Below are 26,012 nucleotides of genomic sequence, written 5' to 3' on the forward strand. Positions count from 1 at the left end.
CCGCCTTCAGCGACGCGTCGGGTGTGCCCGACCCCACAGGCGGCCGTCGCGCCGTTGCACCTCGATGGGCATGTCGAAGCACGCCTCGAGCCGGTCGGCGACGATGACCTCGTCGATGCTGCCGGCGGCGACCACCTTCCCCTGCCGCACGAGCAGCGCATGGGTGAACGAGGGCGGGATCTCCTCGAGGTGGTGGGTGACCAGCACCGTCGGTGGGGTCGAAGGGTCCGCCGCGAGGTCGTCGAGTGTCGCGACCAGTTCCTCCCGGCCGCCGAGATCGAGCGCAGCGGTCGGTTCGTCGAGCAGTACGAGTCCGGGGTCGGTCATGAGGGTGCGCGCCACCAGGACGCGCTGGCGTTCCCCGCTCGAGCAGGTGATGAGGGCGCGCTCGGCGACGTGACCACATCCGACCGACTCGAGCAGCTCACGGGCACGTCGGCGGTCGGCGTCGCTGTAGGTGTGCCACCAGGGTTCCAGGGCGCCGTTCAGCGCCGTCATCACGACGTCGGCAGCCACCAGGTCGGGCCTGAAGGCGTCACCGAGCGCGGCGGACGCATAGCCGATCCTGTTACGCAGACGGCGGACGTCGACGCGGCCGAGGCGGTGGCCGAGCACGTCCACCGTCCCGTGGCTCGGGTGCAGGTAAAGCGACGCGATCCGCACGATCGACGACTTGCCCGAGCCGTTCGGGCCGAGCACCACCCAGCGCTCGCCGGGCCCGACGGTCCAGTCGATGCCGTCGAGGATCGTGGTGCCGTCGCGGTCGAGGCCGACATCGGCCAGTACGAGCGCGGGGCCGTCGGTCTGGGTCGCCTCGGTGGTCACGGCCGTCCAGTCTGGCGGGCCCCGGCCTGAACCGGTCCCCGTCATGGTGGCTGGACAGCGGGCCGGCCCCGGGGCCGGTCGTCACTGAACTGCAATGTTGGGTGACGCGCAGTACCCTTTGCGAAGTCATGTCTCGTCGCGCGCTGATGGTGATGTTGCTGGTGTTGGTCGTGGGCTTCGTGCGACCTGCCGGCGCCCAATCGGAACTCGAACGCGCCCGCGAAGACGTCCGCGAGGCCCAGGACGAGGTGGACGCCGCCCTCGACACGATCGCCGAGACGCAGTTCCGTGCCGACCAGGCGACGTCCGCGTTCTGGGAGGCCCAGAGTGCGCTGTACGCGCTCGAGGAGGAGATCGCCGCGCTCGACGAGGAGATCGCGGCGGCCACTGCACAACTCGACGTCCTGCGTGACGAGCTACGTGACACCGCCGTCGACGCCTACATCAAGACCGGTCAGGCCCCGTCGATCTTCGAGACCGAGGACATCAACCAGCACGCCGTGACCGAGGCACTCGCACGATTCGCGACCGACACCAGGCGAGATGTCGTCGACGAGTTCCGGATCGTGCGCGACGACCTCGCCGACGCCCAGGAGCGCCTCGCCGCGCGCACCTCGAGTCAGACGGCCCAGATCGCCGCAGCTGAGGAGGCCCGGGCCCGGATCGACGAGGAGCTCGCGTCCCTCGATGTCGAGCTGACGACGCTCGAGGATGCCGTGGCGGTTCGTGAGTCGATCCTGGCGGACTTCGAGGAGGAGGAACGGCTCCGGATCGAAGAGGAACTCCGCCGCCAGGCCGAGGAGGCCGCCCGTCGCCGCGCCGAGGAGGAGGCGGCGCGAGCCGCCGCGGCCGCCGAGGAGGCGGCGCGCGTCGCCGCTCAACAGGCCGAGGAGGCCGCCCGTCAGGCTCGTCTCGCCGCGGAGAGCGGAGACGGGGACGGCGGCGGAGGCGGCCAGGTCGCTGGTGCCCCGGTATCCGGAGAGGTCCCGGCTGCGCCCGTCACACCCGTGGTGACCGGTGCCACGGGCTGGGTCTGCCCCGTCGCCGGACCCTTCTCACACATCGACGACTTCTGGGCGCCACGCCAGTACGGCGGGGTCCACCGCGCCAACGACCTGATCGCCGACACCGGAGTTCCGGTGGTCGCCACCGTCTCGGGCGAGGTCGAGTTCCGTGGCGGAAACATCAGTGGACTCGCGGTGCGCCTGTCCGCGGACAACGGCGACTGGTTCTTCTACGGGCACCTGTCGGCCTACGAGAACGCCGACGCCACCTGGGTCGAAGCCGGAACCGTGATCGGTTACGTCGGGATGACGGGTAACGCCCCGATTCCCCACCTGCACTTCGAGTGGCACCAGGGCGGTTACGGAAACTACGCGAACCCGTACCCGGTCGTCGCAGCTAGTTGTTGAGCGGGCTCCGGGCGTTGCGACGTCCCGGCCACACCCGCAAGGGGACCGCCTAGGCCCCGATGGCGTGGTATCCGCCGTCGACGTGGAGCATCTCGCCGGTGGTGGCGGGGAACCAGTCCGACAACAGCGCCACGGTCGAGCGGGCGACAGCGGAGGAGTCCCTCACGTCCCAGCCGAGGGGAGCGCGCTCGTCCCAGGCATCCTCGAACGCGGAGAATCCCGGGATGGATTTGGCGGCGATCGTGCGGATCGGCCCGGCGGCGACCAGGTTGACCCGGATTCCGGCAGGCCCGAGCTCCCGGGCCAGATAGCGGGTTGTCGACTCGAGGGCCGCCTTCGCGACTCCCATCCAGTCGTAGGCGGGCCACGCGACCGTCGCGTCGAAGTCGAGACCGACGATCGAGCCACCGTCGGTCATGAGCGGGGCGACCACCTCGGCCAGTGCCTTCAACGAGTACGCCGAGACGTGCATCGCCACCGCCACGTCCTCCCACGGTGCGTCCATGAAGCCGCCGCCCAGACAGGACTCCGGAGCGAAGCCGATGGCGTGCAGCGCGCCGTCGACCCGTCCCCACCGCTCGCCCAGCGCCTCACGCACGGCGCTGATCTGGGCCGGGTCGGTCACGTCGAGTTCCAGGACGTCGACCGCCTCGTCGAGCTTGCGCGCCGTGCGCTCGGTGAGACGGAGCCCCCTGCCCGCGCCGGTGAGGACGATTTCGGCGCCCTCGGCCTGCGCGAGACGTGCGATGCCGAAGGCCAGGGAGGCGTCGGTCAGAACGCCGGTAACGAGAATACGTTTTCCGTCGAGAATGCCCATAAGGCCAGCACGCTAGCCTGGCCGGGTGACCATAGGAGTTCTCGGAGGAACAGGCCCGGCCGGTAGTGCGATCGCAACGCGACTCGCCTCCGTCGGTTACGAAACGATCATCGGCTCACGCTCGAAGTACCGGGCGATGGAGACGTGCGACACGATCCTGGAGCGGTGGAGCGAGGCGAACCTCCCCATCGAGCCCGGCGACAACGAGGCAGCTGCGTCCGCCGACGTGGTGATCGTCGCCACGCCGTGGGACGCGGCCGCGGCCACGGTGGGGGCGGTGCGCGACCAGCTCCACGGCAAGGTCGTGGTGTCGATGTGCAACGCCCTGGCCAAGGTCGGACACGAGTTCCAGCCACTCGTGCCGCCACGGGGCTCGGTGGCGGCGAGCGTGCAGGCGGCGGTCCCCGACGCGCTCGTCGCGGCGGCCCTGCACCACGTGCCGGCCAAGGAGCTCGGCCACATCGCCGAACCCGTCGACAGCGATGTGCTGATCTGTTCGGACCACCCGGAGGCCACACGCGTGACCACCGAGATGGTGGCGAAAATCGCCGGTCTGCGGCCCCTCGACGCAGGCGAGCTGTCCAACGCAGCGCCCATCGAAGCCTTCGCCGCGGTGCTGTTGCAGCTGAACGTCCGCTACAAGACGCGGGTCGCACTGCGGTTCACGGGTCTCAAGGGCGGCTGATGGCGGTCGCGGGCCCGGTGAGGCTCTACGACACCGCACGGCGCACCGTCGTGCCCTTCGAACCCGGTCCCGTCGTGACCATGTACACGTGCGGGATCACCCCCTACGACGCCACCCACCTCGGTCACGCGGCCACCTACGTCGCCTACGACGTCCTGCAGCGGCGCCTGCGGGACCTCGGCCACGAGACGCGCTGTGTGCGCAACGTCACCGACGTCGACGACGACATCCTGCGCAAGGCGCGCGAGCTCGGCGTGCACTACCTGGACCTCGCCGCCGCCGAGACGGCGCGCTTCGACGCCGACATGCGTGCGCTCGAGATGCTCGAGAGCTGGAGCGAACCCCGCGCCACCTCGGCGATCGCAGACATCCGCGGTTTCATCGGGATGGTTCTCGACAACGGCCACGCCTACCGCTCCGGAGGCGCCGTCTACTTCGACGTGGCCACCTTCGGCAGCTTCGGGCAGCTGAGCGGGCTGTCGAGGTCCGAGATGCTCGAGCTCGCCGCGGAACGCGGCGGCAACCCCGACGACCCCAACAAGAGGAACCCGCTCGACTTCGTGCTGTGGCAGCCGTCCGAGCCCGACGAGCCCGCCTGGGAATCCCTGTGGGGTCCGGGCCGACCGGGTTGGCACATCGAATGTTCAGCGCTCGCCATGCGCGAGCTCGACACGACCATCGACCTGCACGGTGGGGGAGCGGACCTGATCTTCCCCCACCACGAGTGCGAGCTCGCCCAGTCCGAGGCGGCCACCGGGCACGCCTTCGTGCGGCACTGGATGCACCAGGCGATGGTGCGTATGGACGGCGAGAAGATGTCGAAATCGCTCGGGAATCTCGTCTTCATCTCCGACCTCCTCAAGGAGTACGACCCCCGGGCCATCAGGCTCGCGATCGTGGGCCACCACTACCGCGATTCGTGGGAGTGGAACGACCCGCTGATGCCCGACGCCGCCGCCCGGCTCGGGCGTTGGTCCGACGCCGCCGCAACCGGCGCCACCGACGGTGCGGGGGCCGTCGCGGACGAGGTGCGAACCGCCCTCGACGACGACCTCGCCACGCCGCGTGCGCTGACCGCGATCGATGCTGCGGCCGCAGCGGGCACCGATGTCAGCGAGGCGGCGGCGCTTCTCGGCGTGCGTCTGCGCGAGCCCGATCGGGGCTGAGGTGTCGTCGTCCGCTGTGGCTCCGGTGCGTCCGGGCTTGGCGGGCGACGTCGCCCGCTGTGTCGCCCGGCCGGTCTTCGGGCTCCTGTGGCGGGTGCGGGTCAGCGGTGTCGGCAACATCCCCGCGGGTGGTGCGATCATCGCCGCCAACCACCAGTCGGTGATCGACTCCTTCTTCCTGGGCGTGCACCTTCCCCGGCCCGTCGTGTTCATCGGCAAGGCCGAGTACCTCGACTCCTGGAAGACCCGCTACCTGTTCCCCGCGCTCGGCATGATCCCGATCGACCGTTCCGGGGGGACCAGTTCGGCGCCCGCTCTCGACTTCGGGGCGGATCTGCTCGAAGAGGGCCGTCTCCTCGGCGTCTATCCGGAGGGCACGCGGTCGCGCACCGGTCGACTCCACAAGGGGCGCACCGGGATCGCGCGGCTGGCCTTTCGCACGGGCGTGCCCGTCGTGCCGGTCGGCATCGTGGGCACGCGTGCCATCCAGCCGCCCGACGTGGCATGCCCGCGCCCCTTCATGCGCGCCGAGTTGAGGATCGGCCGGCCCGTGAGCCCCGGGGGTTACGTCGACCGGGTCCCCCGGTCTCTCGGGCTGCGCGCGATGACCGACGACGTGATGTTCGCCATCCGCGAGCTCTCGGGGCTGGAATACGACCCGACCTACGCGGACCGGCAGTGGCCCGGGGCCGACGGATCCGCCCGGGGTCTGGGCGGAATCTCCGCCGGTGTGATGGGCGACGACCGGCCGACGGCACGCGAGGCTCTGGGCGCCGAAACCACCGTGACCGGGCGGACCGCGGCGGTAGCGTGACGCCCATGTCAGAGATCAGCGTCACCCTCCCCGACGGCTCCCAGCGTCCGCTCTCCGACGGAGCGACCGGGCGTGATCTCGCCGAATCGATCGGACCGGGGCTTGCGAAGGCGGCGCTCGTGGTCGCCGTCGACGGCGATCTGCGTGACCTGGACGCGTCGCTGCACGACGGTGCCGAGGTGTCGATCGTGACGGCCGACAGCGCGGAGGGCGTCGAGACGATCCGGCACTCCACGGCCCACGTGCTGGCACAGGCGGTCCTGGACCTGTGGCCCGGGGCGACGTTCGCGATCGGTCCCGCCATCGACAACGGCTTCTACTACGACTTCGACCTTCCCGACGGCGAGACGTTCGGCGACGACGACCTCGAGCGCATCGAGGCCCGCATGCGCGAGATCATCGGGGAGGACCAGCCCTTCGTGCGCTCCGAGGTCGGCGCGGACGAGGCGCTGCGCCTCATGGCCGACCACCCCTACAAGCGCGAGATCATCGAGCGGGTGACGGGCGGCGGCGTCGACGGTGAGCTCGCCTCCGAGGTCGCCGGTGACGGCTCGGTCAGCTTCTACCGCAACAGCGATTCGTTCGTCGACATGTGCCGTGGCCCCCACGTCCCTTCGACGGGACGTCTCGGCCACTTCGCGCTCCAGAAGGTCGCCGGGGCCTACTGGCGCGGTGACGAACGGCGTCCGATGCTCCAGCGCATCTACGGGACCGCGTGGGCCTCGAAGAAGGACCTCAAGGCCCACCTCCACCGGCTGGAGGAGGCCGCCAAGCGCGATCACCGCCGCCTGGCGCGCGAACTCGACCTCGTCTCGTGGCCCGAGGAGCTGGGACCCGGCCTCGCGGTGTGGCACCCGAAGGGTGCGACGGTGCGCACGCTCATGGAGGACTACTCCCGGGACCGTCACCGCAGCGACTACGAGTTCGTCTTCAGCCCCCACATTGCCAAGGCCGGCCTGTGGGAGACCAGCGGCCACCTCGACTTCTACGCCGAGTCGATGTACCCGCCGATGGAGCTCGACGGCGCGTCGTACTACCCGAAGCCGATGAACTGCCCGTTCCACGTGATGATCTACCGGTCCGACCAGCGTTCGTACCGGGACCTGCCGCTGCGCCTCTTCGAGCTCGGCGCGGTGTACCGCTACGAGTTGTCGGGAGCGGTGCACGGCCTGTTGCGCAGCCGCGGGTTCACCCAGGACGACAGCCACATCTTCTGCACCCGCGAACAGCTCGCGGAGGAACTGGCCTCGCTGTTGTCGTTCGTCCTGTCGGTCCTGCGGGCCTTCGGGTTCGAGGACTTCGAGTTCAAGCTCTCCACCCGTCCCAGCGAGAAGTCCGTCGGCGAGGACGAACTGTGGGACCTCGCCACCGAGGGTCTGCGCTACGCCCTCGAGAGCGCGGACCTGACCTACACGGTCGACGAGGGTGCCGGCGCCTTCTACGGCCCGAAGATCGACGTCGACGTCATGGATGCGATCGGCCGGTCGTGGCAGTTGTCGACGATCCAGGCGGACTTCACGCTGCCGGAGCGGTTCGACCTCACCTACATCGGTCCCGACGGGGACCGCCATCAGCCGGTGATGATCCACCGGGCCCTGTTCGGGTCGGTCGAGCGGTTCTTCGGTGTCCTGCTCGAGCACTACGCCGGGGCGTTCCCGGTGTGGCTGAGCCCCATCCAGGTCCGTGTGCTGCCGGTCGCGGACGAACACGACGACTACGCCCGCTCGGTGCGGGACCGCCTGCGAGGCGAGGGTCGGCGGGTGGACGTCGTGGCCGCCGACGAGCCCCTGGGGCGCAGGATCCGCAACGCGAAGATGGAGAAGATCCCCTATGTCCTCATAATAAACAACAACGACGTCGCCGCTGCGACCGTCGGGGTCAATGCCCGTGGTGGGGACCAGCCCGATCGCGATGTCGCTCTCGACGACTTCGCGGCCCGTCTCGGCGCCGACGTCGACGCGCTCCGCTGAAGTGGCCGAGGGCGAGGCCGTCGAGGGTGCCGGCCCCCGTGGAGGGCTCGCGCGGCTTTGGGCGGGGTGGCGCCACGCCTACGTCGCCGACATCGACGCCGTCGCCGGCACGACCACAGAGGGAACCGTCTTCGAGCGGATCCTGGCCGCAGGCCTCGACGACTCGGTGTGTCACATCCTGTGGCGTGGGAGGGCGGTGTTCGCCATCCTCAACGCGTACCCCTACGCCACCGGTCACCTCATGGTGCTGCCCTTCCGACCGGTGGCGCAACTGGGAGATCTGACCACTGACGAGTCGCTGGAGCTGTGGGAGGCCGTCGGCCACGGCGTGGCGGCCGTCGAGGAGGCCTACTCGCCCGAGGGGATGAACGTCGGAATGAACCTCGGTGCCGCCGGCGGGGCCGGGGTGCCCGACCACATCCACGTCCACGTCGTCCCGCGCTGGGGCGGCGACACCAACTTCATGACCTCGGTGGCCGAGGCCCGCGTTCTGCCCGAACCGCTCGACGAGACATGGCGGCGCCTGCGCGCCGCCTGGCCGGTGCCCGACGCCGACGGCGCGCCGATACCGTCGAAACCGTGAACGAGGACACGAGCCACGCCGCCGTCCCCGGCGACGGCGACGAGCCCGACCCCGGACCCGAGGGCGATGTCGACCCCGGTGATATCCGTGACGAACTTCCTGCGGATCTCAACGCCTCGGAGTTCGTCGGGCCCTACATGTTCCCGAACAACAGCCGGCGCCGTATCCCCGGGGTCCTCTACCTCTTCGCCGCGGTCCTGCTCGTGGCTGTGTGGGGCTTCACCAACGGTGACGACTCCGCGGCCATCAACGGCGGTGTACTCGCAGCGGGGATCGGCCTCGCCCTGTTCGGCACATTCCACCTCATCACAGGGTGGGACCTGGCGGTGGACGAGAACGATGCCCTGGTCGTGGCAACGCGCGCCGCCGGGTTCCCCATCGGTCACGCCTCGGCCCAGATGGGCTGGCGCGGCTTCCTGAGCCGACCCACATGGCGCCTGCTCGTGTACTCGAACGAGCCGCAACCGGCCAAGCGCGGACTCGTGCTGGTGGACGGCGTCGACGGCGAGGTCCTCGACGTCTTCGTCGAGGACAACCCCGAGGACTGGAGCGACCTCGAGGGCGTCTGACCGTGTGCCCACCCGGCCCGGCTCCATGGTCGGCCCCATCTACACGGCACGGTAGTCTCGGTTCAGTCCTCTGAACGCCTGGGAGAACCATGTTCGACGGTCACTGGCGCACCGCGGTCGACAAGGCCGTCGACCCCCTGGGCGTACAACTTCGCCGCACCGGCATCACCGCCGACGTGCTCACCGTGCTCGGCCTCGTGATAGCAGGTGTGGCCGCCGTGGTGATCGCCAACGGCTACCTGCGGATCGGATTCGTCGTGTTCGTCGCCGCGGGGATCCCCGACCTGCTCGACGGCGCCGTCGCGAAGGCCTCGGGGACCTCGGGAAAGCGCGGCGCGTTCTTCGACTCGACAGCGGACCGGATCACCGATGCGCTGCTCTTCGGTGGTATCGCCTGGTACCTGGCGTCGAACGAACCGGGCCGGATCTCGATCCTGCCGGTGGCGGTGATGGCCGCGGCGCAGATCATCTCCTACCAGCGGGCCAAGGCGGAGTCGCTCGGCTTCGACGCCAAGGGCGGAATCATGGAGCGCGCCGAACGCTTCATCGCGATGAGTTTCGGACTCATCTTCCCCGAGATCCTCATCGGCGTGCTGTGGGCGATGCTCGTGCTCACGCTGGTGACCGCGGTTCAGCGGTTCGTCAAGGTCTGGCGTCAGGCCAGCCGGGTCCAGCCCGAGGCCGCGACGGGCGCACGTGACCGTCGCCGCGCACGTCGCAGCGAACGGCGCGGCGACCGCCGTGCGCGCCGGGCGCCGGGCGCCTGAGAACTCGTGCCCGACCGGGCATCGGGCCGCTACCGCTATGGCGCCGCGCTCGCGCGGGCCCTGCCGAAACGGGTCGCGGATCTGGCGGCGGCCGGCGTGGGCATCGGCGCAGGGAGCCTGGCCGGGGAGCGGCGCATCATCGTCGAACGCCACCTCGCCCGGGCCTATGGGGAACTCTCCGGACCCGCGCTGCGTCACGCCACTCGTCAGGTGTTCCTTGCGAAGGCCCGCTACCTCGTGGACGGGGCCCGTCTGCCCACGCAGTCGGCATCGCAGATCGACGCGCACTTCGTCTACGACGGCTACGAGCACATCGACGACGCCCTCGCCAGCGGGGTCGGCCCGATCCTCGCCCTGCCCCACGTCGGGAGTTGGGAGTTCGCCGGTGCGTGGCTCGCGAAGGTCGTCGGTCACCGCGTCACGGCGGTCGTCGAGGCGCTCGACGACCGCGAGACGTTCTCGTGGATGGCCGGACAGCGCGCGGCCATGGGCATCGACGTCGTCCCGCTCGGTCCGGGTGCGGCGGCGCCGCTCATCCGGGCGCTCAAGGAGAGGTCGATCGTCTGCCTGCTCTGTGACCGCGACATCGTGGGTGACGGCGTGGAGGTCACCTTCTTCGGCGAGAAGACGACGCTGCCGGCCGGACCGGCCACCCTGGCCCTGCGAACGGGCGCGGCGTTGTTGCCGACGGCGGTCTACCAGCGCGGCTCCATGAACCACGGGGTCGTGCGGCCGCCGATCCCGGTGCAGCGCGAAGGCCGGCTGCGTGCGGACGTCACGAGGATCACGCAACTGCTCGCCGACGAACTGGAGATCATGATCCGCGCCGCGCCCGAGCAGTGGCACATCATGGTGCCGAACTGGCCATCCGACCTCGCCGCCCTGGCTGCCGCCCGGGCGGGTGGCTGAGGCGGTCCCGCCCATGCGCGTGGGGATGGTCTGTCCGTATTCACTGACGTTGCCCGGCGGCGTCCAGGAACAGGCGCTCGGTCTCTCGCGGTCGCTGCGGTCCAAGGGCCTTTTCGTCAGACTGCTGGCGCCCTGTGACGGAGCGCCCCCTGATGTCGACGTGACGCCGCTGGGCAACAGCGTCCCGCTCGCCGCCAACGGCTCGGTCGCGCCCGTGGCCCCCGACGTCGCCGCGCAGTTGCGGACCATGCGCGCGCTGTGGGACGAGCAGTTCGACGTCGTCCACCTCCACGAACCCTTCGCCCCCGGGGTGACGCTGACCACGGTCCTGCTCAAACACGGACCGCTCGTGGGCACGTTCCACGCCGCGGGGACGAGCGCCCCCTACCGCTGGCTCGGCTCCATCGCCCGTCGCCTCGCGGACCGCCTCGAGATCCGCTGCGCCGTGTCGCCCGACGCCGAGGCCCTCGCGGCCGCCGCGATCGGCGGGACCTACGAGCCGGTCTTCAACGGGGTGGACGTCGCGCGCCTTTCCACCGGGCCCGTTTCCGGGACGCAGGGCCCGACGATCTTCTTCATCGGCCGCCACGAGCCGCGCAAGGGCCTCGAGGTGCTCATCGAGGCGATGGGTGCGCTGCCGCCGGAGGTGCGCCTGTGGGTCGGTGGGGACGGCCCGCAGACGGCGGAACTGCGCGACCGGGTGGCCGGCGACGCCCGGATCTCGTGGTTGGGGCGGATAAGCGACGCCGAGAAGCTCGCCCGCCTGCGCGGGGCCGATGTCTTCTGCGCGCCGTCGCTGCGGGGGGAGTCCTTCGGAGTGGTGCTCCTGGAGGCCATGGCCGCCGGGACTCCGATCGTCGCCAGTGACCTCGTCGCGTACAGCCGCGTGGCGCGCGCGGGCCGTGATGCCGTGCTGGTACCCAGCGGCGATGCCAGCGCGCTCGCAGCGGGACTGCGCGACGTGTTGTTCGGTACGCGCGCACCCTCTCTGATCGCGAGCGGGACCGCACGGGCGGCGGAGTACTCCCTCGACCGACTCGCCGACCTGTACATCGAGAAGTACGAGCGCGTCGTCCGGCACGGCCAGCTGGAAGCCGGCGGAGGCGCGGCCGCGGCGCCGGGGGGTGCGCGCCCAGCGGCCCGCACGCTCTCTATGCTGGCTCGTCGGCCCGGTGACCCGAGCCCCCGGGAAGTGGTGGAGACGTGATCGAAGCAAGCGAACAGCCCGAGAACCGCTGGTTGTGGCCCCCTGCCGTGATGGCGGCTGCCATCGCGGTCGTCGTCTTCGTCGTCGCCGTGCTCGTCGGTATGGCCTGGTGGCTCGCGTTGATCGTCGCCGTCGTGGTGGCGCCCGTGGTCCCCGCTGTGCTGGTCATGCGCGTCGACACCATGATCTCGAGCGCGGTGGCGGGTGGGCCGGCCGACGAGCACGCACACGCGCGGCTGCTCAATCAGCTCGAGGGGATCTGTCTGACCCACGGGATCAACCCACCCGAGGTCCTGGTGGTCACGGATCCCCACCCGAGCGCGATGGTGTTCGGTCGTTCACGCTCGCACGCCACCATCGTGGCCACGACCGGACTGCTGGACCGCCTCTCGGTGATCGAGACCGAGGCGGTCGCAGCACACCTGCTCGGCCGCATCCGTACCGGTGATGCGCAGGTGGACACCATCGGCGCACTGTTCTGCGCACGTCTTCTCGGCCCGTTCGGCGACCTCGGGACCTCGACGCTCGCCGCACTGCGGGGCAATCAGCGAGACGTCGTCGCCGATCTCGAGGGTGTCCGTCTGACCCGATACCCGCCCGGTCTGATCCAGGCGTACTCTTCGATCGTCGTCGCCGAAGGTCGGGTCGACACACCCGAATGGATCCGCCACCTGTGGATCGACGAGGCCGTCCCGGGCGCCAAGGCCGACTGGCCACGGGTGCTCGACGACCGCATCACCGTCCTCAGAGAGATCTGACCCCTCCTCCCCGGAGCGTCCCCCCGTGAATCCACGCGCAATGAAAACCATCGTCGCGATCCTCGCGTTCATCGTCGCTCTCGGTCTGTTCGCAGGCGCGTGCGGTGGCGGTGGCGGCGAGACCGCCTCTCCCGCCACGCCGACGGCCGACCCCACGCCAACCGCCACCACCGGTGGCGGCGGGACGCCGGTGGGCGGAGACGACGCCGCCACCGACCCGGACGACCCCTCGGCAACACCCGGCCCGGACCCGGCGCCGGAGTTCGTGTCGGTTCTCACCGGACTCGGCGTCGACGAGGCGGTCCTGTCGCGCCCGGCTGTGGTCGTGAAGGTCGACAACTCCGAGGACGCCCGGCCCCAGATCGGTTTCAACCAGGCGGACGTGGTCGTGGAGATCATCGTCGAGGGCATCACCCGCCTGGCCGGGGTCTTCCAGTCCTCCGACATCGACATCGTCGGACCGGCTCGCTCCGCCAGGGCGTCGGATCCCGACATCGTCGCCAACTTCGGGCGTCCGCTGATGGCCTTCAGCGGAGCGAACGACGGGGTGTTGGGGATCATCCGCCAGGCCGCAGCGGAAGGGAAACTCGTCGACGCCCGTTGGGATGCCGTCCCGGGGGCCTACTTCCGCCAAGGGCCCAACGTCGCCCCCCACAACCTCTACGTCAACATCGACAGTCTGCGCACGGAACTCGGCGCCGGCGCCGGGACCCCGCCTGCGATGTTCAGCTTCCGTGCACCGGGCGAATCCGGTTCGGGCACGCCCTCGGCCGGTGTCAGCATCGTCTACACGGGCGGGCTGGACGTCTCCTACGCGTGGGACGACGCGCTCGGAGGCTGGGCGCGTTTCCAGCGGGGCACGGCCCATACGGACGCCGACGGTGTCCAGGCGGCACCGAGCAACGTCGTCATCTTGTTCACCGAGTACCTGTTCGGCGGCGGCTCACCCCAGGCCATCTCCACCGGTGAAGGTGAGGCGTGGGTCCTCACCGACGGCGGGATCGTGCGGGGACGGTGGAGCCGACCGGATCCGGCGGCTCCCTGGCAGATCGTCGACGACGCCGGAGCCCCCATAGGCCTCACCCCTGGTACGACCTGGCTTGCGCTGCCACGGCCCGGTGAGGCCGTCGAGATGACGCCGGCCGAGGCCGACGCCCTGCTCGCCACCCGGTGACAGCGCCGTCCATGTCGTCGGGGAGCCCGGGCGATCGGAACCCCCGGCAAACGACAGGGAGCCGGTCACCTGACGGCTCTACACTCGACTCCATGGCATCGACCGACCCAACCGCCACCCCGTCCGCCGACACCGGAACGTCCCGCGTGAAGCGGGGCCTCGCCGAGATGCTCGAGGGCGGCGTGATCATGGATGTGGTCGATGCGGACCAGGCGCGCATCGCCGAGGACGCAGGTGCATGTGCAGTCATGGCCCTCGAGCGCGTGCCGGCCGACATCCGTCGCGACGGTGGCGTCGCCCGCATGAGCGCCCCGGAGATGATCGAGGAGATCCAGCAGACCGTCACCATTCCCGTGATGGCGAAGGTCCGCATCGGGCACTTCGTCGAGGCCCAGATCCTCGAGGCGATGGCCGTTGACTTCATCGACGAGTCCGAGGTCCTGACGCCCGCTGATGAGGCCCACCACATCGACAAGTGGCGCTTCACCATCCCGTTCGTCTGTGGGGCGACCAACCTCGGTGAGGCGCTGCGGCGTATCTCCGAAGGTGCCGCGCTCATCCGCTCGAAGGGCGAGGCGGGTACCGGAAACATCGTCGAGGCCACCCGCCACCTGCGCTCCATCCTCGGTGACATCCGCAAGATCACCCAGGCGGACTCCGCCGAGTTGTTCGACTGGGCGAAGCATCTCCAGGCGCCGCTCCCACTGGTGCAGGAACTCGCCGAGACCGGCGAGTTGCCCGTTCCGCTCTTCTGTGCGGGTGGGATCGCAACGCCGGCCGATGCCGCATTCGTCATGCAGCTGGGTGCACAGGCGGTGTTCGTCGGTTCGGGCATCTTCAAGTCCGACAACCCGGCGGCCCGCGCGAAGGCGGTCGTGGAGGCCACCACCAACTTCGCCGATCCGCACATCCTCTTGAAGGTCAGCCGCGGTCTCGGCGACGCGATGGCCGGTCTCGAGATGTCCACACTCGAGACCAAGCTCGCCGAGCGGGGCTGGTAGCGGTCGGTGCCGTCGCCGCTGGCTGCGCCCGTGGATCCGGAGCCCCCGGGTGACCAAGATCGGCGTACTCGCGCTCCAGGGCGGTAGCCGGGCACACCTGCGCTCTTTCGCCGCGCTCGGCTTCGGTGCGGTCGCCGTGAAGTCTGCGGACTCACTCTCTGACGTCGACCGTCTGGTGATTCCGGGCGGGGAGTCCACGACCATCTCGATGATGCTCGAGCGCAACGACCTGTTCGACCCACTCGCCGAGCGCATCGCCGCGGGGATGCCCGTGTTCGGGACGTGTGCCGGGATGATCCTGCTCGCCTCGCAGATCAGCGACGGTCGCGACGATCAACGCTGCTTCGCCGCGATCGATCTCGTCGTGCGCCGCAACGACTACGGCACCCAGCGCGAGTCCTTCGAGACCTCCGTCGACGTGCCGGTGCTCGGCGAAGAACCGTTCCCCGCTGTGTTCATCCGGGCCCCGGGTGTGGTGTCGGTCGGCCCCGATGTCGAGGTCCTCGCCACACACCTCGGATCCCCGGTGGTGTGCCGCCAGGGTCCGGCTCTCGTATCTTCGTTCCACCCGGAGCTCTCCACGGACCTCCGGCTCCATCGTCTCTTCTGTGAGGGGGGCTGAAGCAGTGTCAGGCCATTCGAAATGGGCGACGATCAAGCACAAGAAGGGCGCGGCCGACGCCAAGCGCGGCAAGCTCTTCGCGAAGATCATCAAGCAGGTCGAGGTCGCGGCCCGCGAGGGTGGTGGCGACCCCGATGCGAACCCCACCCTGCGGACGATGTTCCAGAAGGCCCGGGACAACTCCGTGCCGCTCGACACCATCGAAAAGGCGATCAAGCGGGGGACCGGTGAACTCGAGGGCGTCTCCTACGAGGCCATCAACTACGAGGGCTACGGCCCCAACGGCGTCGCGTTGATGATCGAGACCCTGACCGACAACCGGAACCGCTCGGGTTCGGAGATCCGGTCGCTGCTCGCGAAGAACGGCGGGTCGCTGGCAGAACCGGGTGCGGTGTCGTGGCAGTTCGAGCGCAAGGGCGTGGTGATTCTGCCCAGGGTCATCGAGGAGGACGACATCATGCTCGTCGGCCTCGACCACGGCGCCGACGACCTCGTCGACGAGGGCGACACGTGGCGCCTCACGTGCGATCCGACCGACCTGCCGGCCCTGCGTGAGGCGCTCGAGGAGGCCGCGCTCACCATCGACTCGGCCGAGGTCACGATGGTGGCGACTCAGACGGTTCCGCTCGGCGAGGCGTCACAGGCCCGGTCGATCCTCAAGATCGTCGATCTCCTCGACGACCACGACGACGTCCAGGCGGTACACGCCAACTTCGACATCCCCGACGACGTGCTCCAGGCGGCCGCGTCGGGCTGAACCCGCGGGAGGGGGAGGTCCACGATGGCCTCACCGCCGCCTGATACCCGATCCGGGCGGGCATGGGTGGGTCGCATGTCCACGATGTGGATCGAACGCGGTGCGCAGCGCCGCAAAGGGCAACGTCATAGCGAAAGCGCTGTTGGCAGGGTGAGCGCCCACCCGCCATGGCCGGGGGTTCGGCTTCTCGGGAGGGGCGTGGTCTGCCGGGCGGGGCGTGGTCTGCCGGGCGGGCCTGGCAGATTCGCTATTACACCGCTCCGACGCGACTCCAGCCGCATCGTGTCGGCGGAGGAACCCGCCACACGGTTCAGTCCGCAGGATCAGGACTCGGCGACGCTCAGAAGTCGGGACCTGCGCACGCTGCGCACCGCCCGCCAGATCGACACGCCACCGACGAGCCAGGCGAGAGCGCCGATGAGCACGGTCGCGCCGGTCTCTCCGAACATGGCGCCCGTCGACTGCGAATAGGCCACGAGGATGGTCGGCAGGCTGACGAGCCCCGCTGCCTGGTGGGCGGCCGCGGTCGAACGCAGCCGTGCGGAGATCCTCACGACTACCGAGAGCGCGATCACGAGGAACGGCGGCACGACCCACAACATGAGCACGAGCCAGTCGAGCGTCGGGAAGAACCAGCCGCCCACCTCCGGGCCGACGATCAGGTTGACGATCAACGAGTAGATGCCGAAACCGACCAGGGTCGTGACGTAACCAGGGATGAAGCTGGCGATCAGCTTGCCGAGGTAGATGTCGGTCGTGCCGGCGGGGGAGTGGGCCAGGAACTCGCCGGTCCCCTTCTCCCGCTCGCCGACGATGGACGCGGCGCCGACCGACGAGGAGATCATGAGCGGCACGATGATCGCCAGGGGCGCGAACAGGTAGACGGATAGCGCGTAGGCCGTCCGTCCCGAAGGCGTGTCGCCGCGCAGGTTCTCGACGGCGCGGTCGGGGAGCGCGTCGAGTGCCTCCGACACCTGCTGGATCGGACCCACCTCGCCGATGCTCGTGATGGTGAAGAGCAGCGTGGCGGGGATCGCGACGAAGAACAGCGTCCCGAGGATCGCCATCGGGATGATGAAGTCCTTCGCCTTCGCCAGTTGGAGCAGGTCGGTCCGGGCGATCGTCTTGACGTGGTGGATGTTCACGACGGTGCCCCAACAGGTGTCGGATGCGAGTCGCCGGCCGGTGCCGTCGAACCGCTTCGCTCCCGACGGCGTAGCTCGAAGTAGAGGTCCTCGAGACTCGACCGCACCGGCTCCACCCGGGTGAGTCGTGCACCGAGGCCGACGAGATGATCCACCAGGTCGGGGACCCTGCCCAGGTCGTCGACCGTGACGTTCGCCGTCCCGTTGCGGCTGTAGGCGAGCACGCCGGGTCTCCCGGCCACCGTGTCGAGCAGGTCCGCCCGGTCCGCGTCGAAGACGACCCGGGGTGCCGGCCACAGGTTCCGGCTGAGTTCGTCCGGCGTCCCGGCGGCGAGGGCATGACCGCGGTCGAGGACCACGACGCGGTCCGCGAGTCCCTCCGCCTCCACCAGGTGATGGGTGGCCATGACCACCGAACGGCCGGATCCCGTGAGTTCGCGGATCAGCTTGAGGACCGCCTGGGCGGACTCGGGGTCGAGCCCCGACGTCGGTTCGTCGAGAAGGAGCAGTTCGGGATCGTGCAGGATCGCCCGGGCGAGGGCGAGGCGTGTCTTCATGCCCGTCGAGTAGCCGGCGACCTTCTTGTCGAGCGCATGGGCGATGTCGAATCGTTCGGCGGCCGCTGCGAGGTGGGTGAGCGCGTCGGACGCGCCGAAGAGACGGGCCGCGTAGCGGAGGTTCTCCCAGCCGTCGAGGCGCTCGTAGAGGGCGGGGTGCGCCGACACGACGCCGCAGCGTCGGCGTACCTCGGAGCCGTCGGCGACCGGGTCGCGCCCGAGCGTCTCGACACGACCGCTGTCGGCTGGCAGCGCTCCGGTGACGAGTCGCAGGATCGTCGATTTCCCGGCACCGTTGGGTCCGAGCAGAATCGTGATCGCTCCTGCGGGGGCGTGCAGATCGAGGTCGTCGACGGCGATGGTCTTCGCGAATACCTTGCGGACGCCGTCGAGTGCGACGACATCGTCGTGGAGGGGCGTCACGGCCTACTTATCGGCCGGCGACCGACTCCGGTGAAGGAGTATCCGCCCCGGCGCGGCGCAGGCTCGATAGTCTCGTACGTATGTTCGTCCTGGGAATCGACCCCGGGCTGTCGCGGTGTGGCTACGGGCTCGTCGAGCACCGCCGGGGCCGGTCACGGGCGGTCTCGGCCGGTGTGATCCGCACCGCGCCCACCGACCCGGTCCCCCAGCGCCTCGCCGAGCTCCAGCGCGAGATCCGTGAGCTGATCGCGGAGATGTCACCGGCGTGCGTCGCCCTCGAGCGGGTGCTCTTCCAGGTGAACGTGCAGACCGCGATGGGCGTCGGCCAGGCGAGTGGCATCGTGATGGCGGAGGCGGCTTCGGCTGGCTGTGACGTAGCGGAGTACTCGCCCAACCAGGTCAAACACGCCATCGCCGGGGACGGCGCCGCCGACAAGAAACAGATGGAGAGAGTGGTGCAGATCCTGCTCGGTATCGAGACACCCCTGCGACCGGTGGACGCGGCCGACGCGATCGCCATCGCCCTGTGCCACATCGCGCACGGCGGCCTCGCCGCGGAGGCGGCGCGGCGATGATCGGCTCGCTGAGGGGAACGCTGCTGGAGCGTGGTGACGGCGAGATCCTCGTCGAGGTCGCCGGGGTCGGATACAGGGTGACGGTGGCACCGGCCACCACCATCGCGGTCGGCGAGATCGGCGACGGCGTGTTCGTCCACGTCCACCACCACATCCGCGAGGACGCCCAGGTGCTCTACGGTTTCACCACCGCGGACGAGCGGCGGTGCTTCGAGATCCTGATCGGCACCCATGGCATCGGCCCGGCGCTCGCCCTGGCCATCTTGTCGGTCCACGACCCGGTGGCGCTCGCCCGCCTCGTGGCTGACGAGGACGTGGCGTCGTTGTGTCTGGTACCGGGGGTCGGCAAGAAGACGGCGCAGCGGTTGCTCGTGGAGTTGGCATCCCGCCTCGACGTTCCGGTCGGCTCGGGGGCGGTGCCGACCGGGGGTCGATCGGGTGCCGACTCGGTGCGCGGTGACGTCCGGGAGGCGCTCGTCGGTCTGGGCTACGGCGACGAGGAGATCGCCGCGGTACTCGGCGACCTGCCCGACGAGGGCGACACCTCGGAGCTGTTGAAGGTCGCGCTCAAGCGGCTGGCGACGGCCTAGGGTCGGCTCCGATGCGTGAGGAGGTCCTGGCTCCCCAGGCGACCGACGACGAGTTCGGCGACGAGATCTCGGACCGCCACGGCCTGCGTCCGTCATCGCTGGACGAGTTCATCGGGCAGCCCGAGCTGCGCCGTCACCTCCAGATCATCCTCGGCGCCGCGCGCCAGCGTGGCCAGGCCGCCGATCACCTGCTCTTCGCCGGACCACCGGGTCTCGGCAAGACCACCCTCGCGAGGATCGTCGCGCACGAGATGGGTGCGGCCATCCAGACCACGTCGGGCCCTGCCCTCGAGCGGGCCGGGGACCTGGCCGCGATCCTCACCAAGCTCGATGACGGCGACGTCCTCTTCATCGACGAGATCCACCGGCTCTCCCGAGCCGTCGAGGAGGTGCTCTATCCCGCGATGGAGGACTTCCGCGTCGACATCGTGCTCGGCAAGGGCCCGGCCGCCCGCTCCATTCCGCTGGAGCTGCCCGCCTTCACGCTCGTCGGGGCGACGACGCGTACGGGCCTGTTGACGGGACCGTTGCGGGACCGTTTCGGCCTCGTCGCCCGTCTGGACTACTACGACGCCCGGGACCTGCGTCACGTCGTGACCCGGGCCGCCGGGATCCTCGAGGTCACCATCGACGACGGTGGTGCCTACGAGATCGCACGGCGGGCGCGGGGGACACCCCGCATCGCCAACCGGCTGCTGCGCCTGGTGCGGGACTTCGCCGAGATGGAGGCCGACGGCGCTGTCGACGAGGCGGTCGCGTGTGACGCTCTCGCCACGTTCGGCGTCGACGAACTCGGTCTGGACAAGGTGGACCGGGCGATCCTCGACGCCCTGTGTCGCCGCCACGCCGGTCGGCCCGTGGGCCTGTCGACTCTCGCGATCTCGGTGAGCGAACCCACCGAGACGGTGGAGGACGTGTACGAGCCGTTCCTCATCACCCAGGGTCTTCTCGTGCGCACGCCCCGGGGGCGGATGGCGACACCGCAGGCGTTCGATCACATGGGACTGCCCGTTCCGGCCGATCTCGCCGCGGACAACCCGGGGCTGTTCGACTGACGCTGCGTCTGCGTCGAGCGGGCCGTGGACGACTGAACCGCGGCCCGTGGGTACCCTCCGGCCGGTGCGAACCGACGAGTTCGACTACGTGCTCCCGCCGGGGTCGATCGCCCAGAGGCCACTGGGACAGCGAGACGCGTCGCGCCTGCTGGTCGATCGCGCTTTCGGCGGCGGGGGTTCCAGGACAGTGGAGCACCGCCGAACCGCCGATCTCCCGGACCTCCTCGAGCCCGGTGACCTGGTGGTCGTCAACGACACGAGGGTTCTGCCGGCGCGACTCAACCTGTACAAGGCTTCGGGCGGATCGGTCGAGGTGCTGGTCCTTGAGCCCCGACCGGAGCTGCGGGCGTCCCACGCCGGCGCCGACGTGTGGACCGCGCTCGTGAAGCCGAGTCGGCGCGTCGCCGACGGAAGCGTGCTGCACGCGCAGGGACCGGATGGCGCGGTCGGGCGACCGGCCCTCGTCGTCGCCGGCCCGGGACCACAGGGTCAGCGGTTGGTTCACCCGGCGTCGCCGGTGGCGATGACCGACCTGCTGGATCGCCACGGATCGGTCCCCCTGCCGCCCTACATCACCGAACCGGTTGGTGACCCGGAGCGCTATCAGACCGTCTTCGCCCACGAGGCCACCTCCGTGGCGGCACCGACGGCGGGTCTGCACCTGACGCCGAGCATCTTCGAACGGCTCGCCGAGCGCGGGATCGAGGTCGCGCACGTCTCCCTCTCGGTCGGGGTCGCCACGTTCCGGCCGATCGAGACCGACGACGTCGAGGCCCACGTCATGCACACCGAGCGCTACTCGGTTACGCCCGGGACCTGGGAGTCGTGTCAGCGCGCCCGCCGGGTGGTCGCAGTCGGGACGACGACGGTGCGGACGCTCGAGTCCGTGGCCGCCACCGGCGATCTGGCGGGCGCGACAGACCTCTACATCCGCCCCGGACACCGTTTCCGCGTCGTGGACGCCCTGATGACGAACTTCCACATGCCACGGTCGTCCCTGCTGGTTCTGCTCGCAGCCTTCGTCGGCGAGCGGTGGCGGGACCTCTACACCATCGCGCTGGAGGAGGGCTACCGGTTCCTGTCCTTCGGTGATGCGATGTTGGTGGAGTCGGCCCGACCGCGCCTGCAGGTCCGTGACGCACCGTGACGGCGCGATCATGAGCTTCTCCTTCGAGGTCACCGCAACCGACGGCGCCGCCCGTACGGGGAGGATCACGACGCCGAGGGGGACCGTGCGCACCCCGTGCTTCATGCCCGTCGGAACCCGGGCGGTCGTGCAGACACTCGCCGCGTACGAGGTGGCCGACCTCGGTGCCGAGGTCGTTCTCGGCAACACGTACCACCTGATGTTGCGGCCCGGCTCCGACCTCATCCGCGAACGGGGCGGGATCCACCGGTTCATGGGCTGGGACGGCCACGTCCTGACGGACTCGGGTGGCTATCAGGTGTTCAGCCTGGAGCCGGAGCTCGACGAGAACGGGGCGACCTTCCGCTCGACGTACGACGGTTCGACCCATGTGTTGACTCCCGAGGGCGCGGTCGCCATCCAGACGGACCTGGGTGCGGACATCCAGATGGTTCTCGACGTGTGTCCGCCGCTTCCCTCACCCGACCGGGTCGTGCGCGACGCGGTCGCGCTGACCGGGCGTTGGGCGGAGCGGGCCCGGACCGCGTTCCTCGACAGGCCCGAACGTGGCGATGGGATGCGCGCGCAGTTCGGCATCGTGCAGGGGGGCCTCGACGTGGATCTGCGGCTCGAGTCCGCCGCGCACACCGTGGGTATCGGCTTCGAGGGCTACGCGGTGGGTGGACTCTCCGTGGGGGAGAAGCGCACCGAGATGCTCGTTCCCCTGACGGCGACATGTGCGGCACTGCCGGTGGGAGCCCCGCGCTACCTGATGGGCGTCGGCGACCCGGCGAGCCTCGTCGAGGGGATATCGGTCGGGGTGGACATGTTCGACTGTGTCCTGCCCACGCGTCTCGCGCGCCACGGCACCGCGCTGACGACCGAGGGCAGGTTCAACATCAAGGCCAGCCGCTTCGCACGCGACGACGGACCCCTGGACCCCGGCTTTCCGGAGAGCCCGGCAAACCGGTTCTCCCGCTCGTATCTCCGACACCTCGAGCAGGTGGGAGAACCGCTGGTCAAGCGGATACTGACCCTTCACAACCTCGCGTTCCTGTTGCGCATCGTGGACAGGGCGCGGGACGCGATCGTGGCCGGTACGACCGCGGATCTCGTGGAAGAGGTTCGCGAGGTGTGGGGGTGATCGCGTCGCGATACCTACCATCGCGCCTCACCCCGGTACGATCAGAAAGCCGCATTCGAAGACGGCGCACGCCGCGCAACCCTACGGGCCATCCCGACGGGTCGATGGACGCGACGGGCACGCCTCCGAGGACCGAGCGCCGAACACACCAGTCCCGATGCACACGCGAAGGCAGCAGTAATGGGCTCAATCATCATCCTCGTTCCGATGTTCCTGGCCATCTGGTTCTTCTTCCTGCGGCCACAGCAGCGGAAGGTCCGGGCTCAACAGGAACTGCTCGCCAACCTCGAGGTCGCCGACGAGGTACTCACCTCCGGCGGTATCTACGGCCGCATCACCGACTTCGACGAGGGAACGGTCTTCCTCGAGGTGGCCGACGGCGTGGAGATGAAGATCACCCGCGAGTCGATCGCCCACAAGATCGTCTACGCCGACTGGGACGACGCTGCCGACGACACCGATGACGACGATGTCGCCGACGCCGCAGACGAGGTCGCCGACGGCGAGACCTCCGACCGCGACGCCTGATCACCTCCGACCACGACCGTGGTGACTTCTCATGATGCGCACAGACCAGTGACGCGCCCCGACTCCGACACACGTCACGACGCAGAGGTGGGTGCCCGATGAAGGGCCGTGCGGCGACGCCGCTCATCGCGATCGTCGTGATCGTCGGTGCGCTCCTCGCCGGGTCGCTGATTGCGGGCCAGGAACCGCTGCTGGGACTCGATCTCCAGGGTGGCGTCGAGGTCGTCCTCGAGCCGGTGGACAATCCCGGTGACGAGGTCACCGGCGAGGAGTTGGACCAGGCGCTCGAGATCATCCGTGACCGGGTGGACGCACTCGGGGTGGCCGAACCGGACATCACCCGCCAGGGCGACAGGATCGTGATCCAGCTCCCCGGGGTCGACGACCAGGAACGCGCCATCGAGCTCGTCGGCCAGACCGCGGAGCTGCGGTTCCGCCCGGTGCTGGTGGGACCACTTCCTCTCTCGGGAGTCCCCGCCGTCCCCGACGAGACGCTGGACCCCGAGCCCTCACACACCGAGCCTGTGGTGTGCAGCGACCTCATCCTCGAGGGTGTGGACATGGTCAGCGACGGCTACAACGGTGGGCCGTCACTCGCCCAGCTCGAGACGGGTTTCGTCACGAGTCCGGCCAACGACCTCGCCGGCCGCACGGTGATCCTCGATGGCGAAGCGGGCCGCTACCTGCTGGGTCCGGCCTGTGTGACCGGTGCGGCGCTCGAAGGTGCGAGCGCGGAGCTGCAGGGTGTCCAGTGGGCGGTGCGGGTGACCGCCCGTTCGGGGCCCGACGGCATCGACCGCTTCAACGACGCGGCATCCACGTGCTTCGCCGCCATCGGGGGAATCTGCCCCGCGGTTCCCGGTGATCAGGTCGGTGCGCTGGCAATCGTGCTGGACGGTCAGGTGCAGTCCGCGCCGAGGATCCAGGCGGCTTCGTTCGATCGCGACAACATCAACATCACGGGGAGCTTCAGCCAGGCGGAGGCCCGTGACATCGCGCTCGTCCTCGACTTCGGTGCGTTGCCCGTCGAATTCACCGACCCGGCCACCACGGGGCTCGTGCGCACCGTCTCGGCGACGCTCGGTCGTGACGCCCTCGACGCCGGCCTTCTCGCCGGCGCGATCGGCGTGGCCATCGTGGCCGCCTACATGATCGCCTACTACCGCCTGCTCGGAGTCGGAGCGATCCTCAGCCTCATCGTCTCGAGTGCGATGCTGTGGGTGATCGTGTCGTTCCTCTCCGACACACGCGGGCTCGCCCTCACGCTGGCCGGGATCACCGGTCTCATCGTTTCGATCGGCGTGTCACTCGACTCCAACATCGTGTACTTCGAGCACCTCAAAGAGGACATATTGCGGGGGAGGTCTCTCACTTCTTCGATCGACCGGTCGTTCCCGGCGGCGTTCCGGACGATCTTCTGGGCCAACCTGGCCACGCTCATCGGCGCGGTCATCTTGTACTTCCTGACGATCGGCTCGGTGCGCGGCTTCGCCCTGATGCTCGGCATCGCGTCCATCCTCGACCTCGTGGCGACCTACTTCTTCCTCCGTCCGTTCGTACGGATACTCGTACTGTCGAAGCGGTTCTCAGGTTCCAACAGGGCATTCGGGATGCCACCCGACACCGAGGTGGAGGCCGTGACGGCATGAGTCTGATGGGTGATCTGTACCGGGGACGTCCGGCCGTGGACTTCCCGAAGGTGTGGAAGCGCATGGGCGCGATCTCGGCTCTGTTCCTGGTGGTGGCGGCTGTTGCCCTCTTCACCCGTGGCCTCAACCTCGGCATCGAGTTCGAAGGCGGCGTGTCGTGGGAGGTCGACGGCGGCGACGTCTCGACGGGCGAGGTGCGCGACGCGCTGGAGCCGCTCGGCTTCGGCGACGCGCGTATCCAGGAACTCGGCGGGAACCTCCTGCGGATCCGGGCCGAAGCCGAGGCGACCAACACCGAGGAGACCACCGCGGTTTCCGAGGCCCTCGCCGCGGTGGCCGGCGTGGAAGTGAGTGACGTCTCGTTCTCCGCGGTGGGACCGTCGTGGGGTGACGAGATCACCTCGAGTGCCGAACGGGCGCTCGTCGTGTTCTTCATCGTGATCGCCGTCTACATCTGGATCCGACTCCAGTGGCAGATGATGGCTGCCGCGCTCGTGGCGGTGGGTCACGACATCTTGATCACGGTGGGCGTGTACGCCCTCTTCCAGTTCGACGTCACCCCGGCGACGGTGATCGCCTTCCTGACGATCCTCGGCTACTCGCTCTACGACACCCTCATCGTCTTCGACAAGATCAAGGAGAACGAGGCGAAGGCGGCGGCCAACCAGAAGCTCAGCTACACCGAACTGGTGTCCCTATCGGCCAACCAGGTCCTGATGCGGTCGATCAACACGACGTTCACCTCGGTCCTGCCCGTGCTGACGCTGTTGATCGTCGGACGACTGCTCCTGGGAGCGGTCACCCTTCAGGAGTTCGCCCTGGCCCTGCTCATCGGGATCCTGGCGGGTACCTATTCGTCGGTGTTCGTCGCGACCCCGATGGTGGCGGTCCTCAAGGAACGCCAGCCCGAGTACCGCGAGTTGCGCGAGCGCCTCGGTGGTCAGGAAACCGAGGACCTCGAAGAGGCCCGGGCGGCGCTCGTGCGCAGCGAACGTGCGGGGGAGCGGCCCGCCAACACCGGCCTCGTCTCGCGCCGGGCCAAAGAACGTGCGGCGCGTTCGAAGATCCGGTCGGAGGACGAGAAGCGGCACCGGCCCGTCGGAGAGACGAACGTGTCCACCCAGCGCACCCACCCGCCACGGCCCCGCAAGAAGAAGCGCCGCTGAGGTCGTCATCACCGGTGC

General features: G+C 69.5%; 27 protein-coding genes. 23 read left to right on the forward strand and 4 right to left on the reverse strand.

Annotated features, from left to right (window positions below):
- Positions 1-6: 6 nt before the first annotated feature.
- On the reverse strand, positions 7-825 hold the full coding sequence (locus RIE08_16590) for an ABC transporter ATP-binding protein (protein MEQ8719229.1): 819 nt from the start codon (positions 823-825) through the stop codon (positions 7-9).
- Between the two features lie 128 nt (positions 826-953).
- Here RIE08_16590 and RIE08_16595 point away from each other — a divergent pair, with 128 nt between their 5' ends.
- On the forward strand, positions 954-2,237 hold the full coding sequence (locus RIE08_16595; GenBank protein MEQ8719230.1) for a peptidoglycan DD-metalloendopeptidase family protein: 1,284 nt from the start codon (positions 954-956) through the stop codon (positions 2,235-2,237).
- Positions 2,238-2,286: 49 nt separating this feature from the next.
- Here RIE08_16595 and fabI read toward each other — a convergent pair whose 3' ends face one another.
- Positions 2,287-3,054 carry an enoyl-ACP reductase FabI gene (gene fabI, locus RIE08_16600; GenBank protein MEQ8719231.1) on the reverse strand — a complete coding sequence of 256 codons (768 nt, stop codon included), beginning with the start codon at positions 3,052-3,054 and terminating at the stop codon, positions 2,287-2,289.
- 25 nt (positions 3,055-3,079) lie between these two features.
- Between fabI and npdG the strand changes: the two genes are divergently transcribed.
- The 14 genes from npdG to RIE08_16670 all read left to right on the forward strand — a co-directional run bounded on the left by npdG (position 3,080) and on the right by RIE08_16670 (position 16,036).
- Complete coding sequence (gene npdG / locus RIE08_16605) at positions 3,080-3,739, forward strand: NADPH-dependent F420 reductase (GenBank protein ID MEQ8719232.1); 660 nt, start codon at positions 3,080-3,082, stop codon at positions 3,737-3,739.
- The gene (cysS, locus tag RIE08_16610) at positions 3,739-4,905 is read left to right on the forward strand and encodes a cysteine--tRNA ligase (GenBank protein MEQ8719233.1); all 1,167 of its coding nucleotides are present in this window, start codon (positions 3,739-3,741) and stop codon (positions 4,903-4,905) included. Before npdG ends, cysS begins: the two co-directional genes overlap by 1 nt.
- A 25-nt stretch (positions 4,906-4,930) precedes the next feature.
- Positions 4,931-5,719: a lysophospholipid acyltransferase family protein gene (locus tag RIE08_16615; GenBank protein ID MEQ8719234.1), complete on the forward strand. Its 789-nt coding sequence runs from the start codon at positions 4,931-4,933 to the stop codon at positions 5,717-5,719.
- A gap of 5 nt (positions 5,720-5,724) precedes the next feature.
- Positions 5,725-7,689, forward strand: a complete 1,965-nt coding sequence (thrS, locus tag RIE08_16620; protein MEQ8719235.1) for a threonine--tRNA ligase — start codon at positions 5,725-5,727, stop codon at positions 7,687-7,689.
- Position 7,690: 1 nt separating this feature from the next.
- Entirely contained in the window at positions 7,691-8,272 is a 582-nt protein-coding gene (locus RIE08_16625) for an HIT domain-containing protein (protein MEQ8719236.1), read from the forward strand.
- Positions 8,269-8,841: a hypothetical protein gene (locus RIE08_16630; protein ID MEQ8719237.1), complete on the forward strand. Its 573-nt coding sequence runs from the start codon at positions 8,269-8,271 to the stop codon at positions 8,839-8,841. The genes RIE08_16625 and RIE08_16630 overlap by 4 nt, the downstream gene beginning before the upstream one ends.
- An 89-nt stretch (positions 8,842-8,930) precedes the next feature.
- On the forward strand, positions 8,931-9,608 hold the full coding sequence (locus RIE08_16635) for a CDP-alcohol phosphatidyltransferase family protein (GenBank protein ID MEQ8719238.1): 678 nt from the start codon (positions 8,931-8,933) through the stop codon (positions 9,606-9,608).
- Positions 9,609-9,614: 6 nt separating this feature from the next.
- A complete protein-coding gene (locus RIE08_16640) occupies positions 9,615-10,517 on the forward strand; it encodes a phosphatidylinositol mannoside acyltransferase (protein MEQ8719239.1) in 903 nt (300 codons plus the stop codon).
- Positions 10,518-10,530: 13 nt separating this feature from the next.
- Positions 10,531-11,724, forward strand: coding sequence for a glycosyltransferase family 4 protein (locus RIE08_16645; protein MEQ8719240.1), 1,194 nt, complete (start codon positions 10,531-10,533; stop codon positions 11,722-11,724).
- The gene (locus tag RIE08_16650) at positions 11,721-12,482 is read left to right on the forward strand and encodes a M48 family metalloprotease (GenBank protein ID MEQ8719241.1); all 762 of its coding nucleotides are present in this window, start codon (positions 11,721-11,723) and stop codon (positions 12,480-12,482) included. The genes RIE08_16645 and RIE08_16650 overlap by 4 nt, the downstream gene beginning before the upstream one ends.
- A 40-nt stretch (positions 12,483-12,522) precedes the next feature.
- On the forward strand, positions 12,523-13,656 hold the full coding sequence (locus RIE08_16655; protein MEQ8719242.1) for a DUF3048 domain-containing protein: 1,134 nt from the start codon (positions 12,523-12,525) through the stop codon (positions 13,654-13,656).
- 92 nt (positions 13,657-13,748) lie between these two features.
- Complete coding sequence (gene pdxS, locus RIE08_16660) at positions 13,749-14,657, forward strand: pyridoxal 5'-phosphate synthase lyase subunit PdxS (protein MEQ8719243.1); 909 nt, start codon at positions 13,749-13,751, stop codon at positions 14,655-14,657.
- A gap of 49 nt (positions 14,658-14,706) precedes the next feature.
- Positions 14,707-15,279 (forward strand): pyridoxal 5'-phosphate synthase glutaminase subunit PdxT, encoded by a 573-nt coding sequence (gene pdxT, locus RIE08_16665; protein MEQ8719244.1) that lies wholly within the window; start codon positions 14,707-14,709, stop codon positions 15,277-15,279.
- Positions 15,280-15,283: 4 nt separating this feature from the next.
- The gene (locus tag RIE08_16670; GenBank protein MEQ8719245.1) at positions 15,284-16,036 is read left to right on the forward strand and encodes a YebC/PmpR family DNA-binding transcriptional regulator; all 753 of its coding nucleotides are present in this window, start codon (positions 15,284-15,286) and stop codon (positions 16,034-16,036) included.
- 323 nt (positions 16,037-16,359) lie between these two features.
- Here the strand turns inward: RIE08_16670 and RIE08_16675 are convergent, their stop codons facing one another.
- Together RIE08_16675 and RIE08_16680 are read right to left on the reverse strand one after the other, a co-directional pair.
- Complete coding sequence (locus tag RIE08_16675) at positions 16,360-17,181, reverse strand: ABC transporter permease subunit (protein MEQ8719246.1); 822 nt, start codon at positions 17,179-17,181, stop codon at positions 16,360-16,362.
- On the reverse strand, positions 17,178-18,161 hold the full coding sequence (locus tag RIE08_16680) for an ABC transporter ATP-binding protein (protein MEQ8719247.1): 984 nt from the start codon (positions 18,159-18,161) through the stop codon (positions 17,178-17,180). The genes RIE08_16675 and RIE08_16680 overlap by 4 nt, the downstream gene beginning before the upstream one ends.
- 80 nt (positions 18,162-18,241) lie before the next feature.
- On the opposite strand from RIE08_16680, the gene ruvC reads away from it, so the two are divergent.
- The 8 genes from ruvC (at position 18,242) to secF (ending at position 25,994) form a co-directional block, all read left to right on the forward strand.
- A complete protein-coding gene (gene ruvC, locus RIE08_16685) occupies positions 18,242-18,736 on the forward strand; it encodes a crossover junction endodeoxyribonuclease RuvC (protein ID MEQ8719248.1) in 495 nt (164 codons plus the stop codon).
- Positions 18,733-19,326: a Holliday junction branch migration protein RuvA gene (gene ruvA, locus RIE08_16690; protein ID MEQ8719249.1), complete on the forward strand. Its 594-nt coding sequence runs from the start codon at positions 18,733-18,735 to the stop codon at positions 19,324-19,326. The genes ruvC and ruvA overlap by 4 nt, the downstream gene beginning before the upstream one ends.
- A gap of 11 nt (positions 19,327-19,337) precedes the next feature.
- Positions 19,338-20,381, forward strand: a complete 1,044-nt coding sequence (ruvB, locus tag RIE08_16695) for a Holliday junction branch migration DNA helicase RuvB (protein MEQ8719250.1) — start codon at positions 19,338-19,340, stop codon at positions 20,379-20,381.
- A 64-nt stretch (positions 20,382-20,445) separates the two neighbouring features.
- On the forward strand, positions 20,446-21,528 hold the full coding sequence (gene queA, locus RIE08_16700; protein MEQ8719251.1) for a tRNA preQ1(34) S-adenosylmethionine ribosyltransferase-isomerase QueA: 1,083 nt from the start codon (positions 20,446-20,448) through the stop codon (positions 21,526-21,528).
- Positions 21,515-22,651 (forward strand): tRNA guanosine(34) transglycosylase Tgt, encoded by a 1,137-nt coding sequence (tgt, locus tag RIE08_16705; GenBank protein MEQ8719252.1) that lies wholly within the window; start codon positions 21,515-21,517, stop codon positions 22,649-22,651. The genes queA and tgt overlap by 14 nt, the downstream gene beginning before the upstream one ends.
- 180 nt (positions 22,652-22,831) lie before the next feature.
- On the forward strand, positions 22,832-23,179 hold the full coding sequence (gene yajC, locus RIE08_16710; protein ID MEQ8719253.1) for a preprotein translocase subunit YajC: 348 nt from the start codon (positions 22,832-22,834) through the stop codon (positions 23,177-23,179).
- A 98-nt stretch (positions 23,180-23,277) separates the two neighbouring features.
- Positions 23,278-24,828, forward strand: a complete 1,551-nt coding sequence (gene secD, locus RIE08_16715; GenBank protein ID MEQ8719254.1) for a protein translocase subunit SecD — start codon at positions 23,278-23,280, stop codon at positions 24,826-24,828.
- Positions 24,825-25,994, forward strand: a complete 1,170-nt coding sequence (gene secF, locus RIE08_16720) for a protein translocase subunit SecF (GenBank protein ID MEQ8719255.1) — start codon at positions 24,825-24,827, stop codon at positions 25,992-25,994. Before secD ends, secF begins: the two co-directional genes overlap by 4 nt.
- Positions 25,995-26,012: the final 18 nt, after the last annotated feature.

Source organism: Acidimicrobiales bacterium (assembly GCA_040219085.1).
Lineage (GTDB): Bacteria > Actinomycetota > Acidimicrobiia > Acidimicrobiales > JAVJTC01 > JAVJTC01.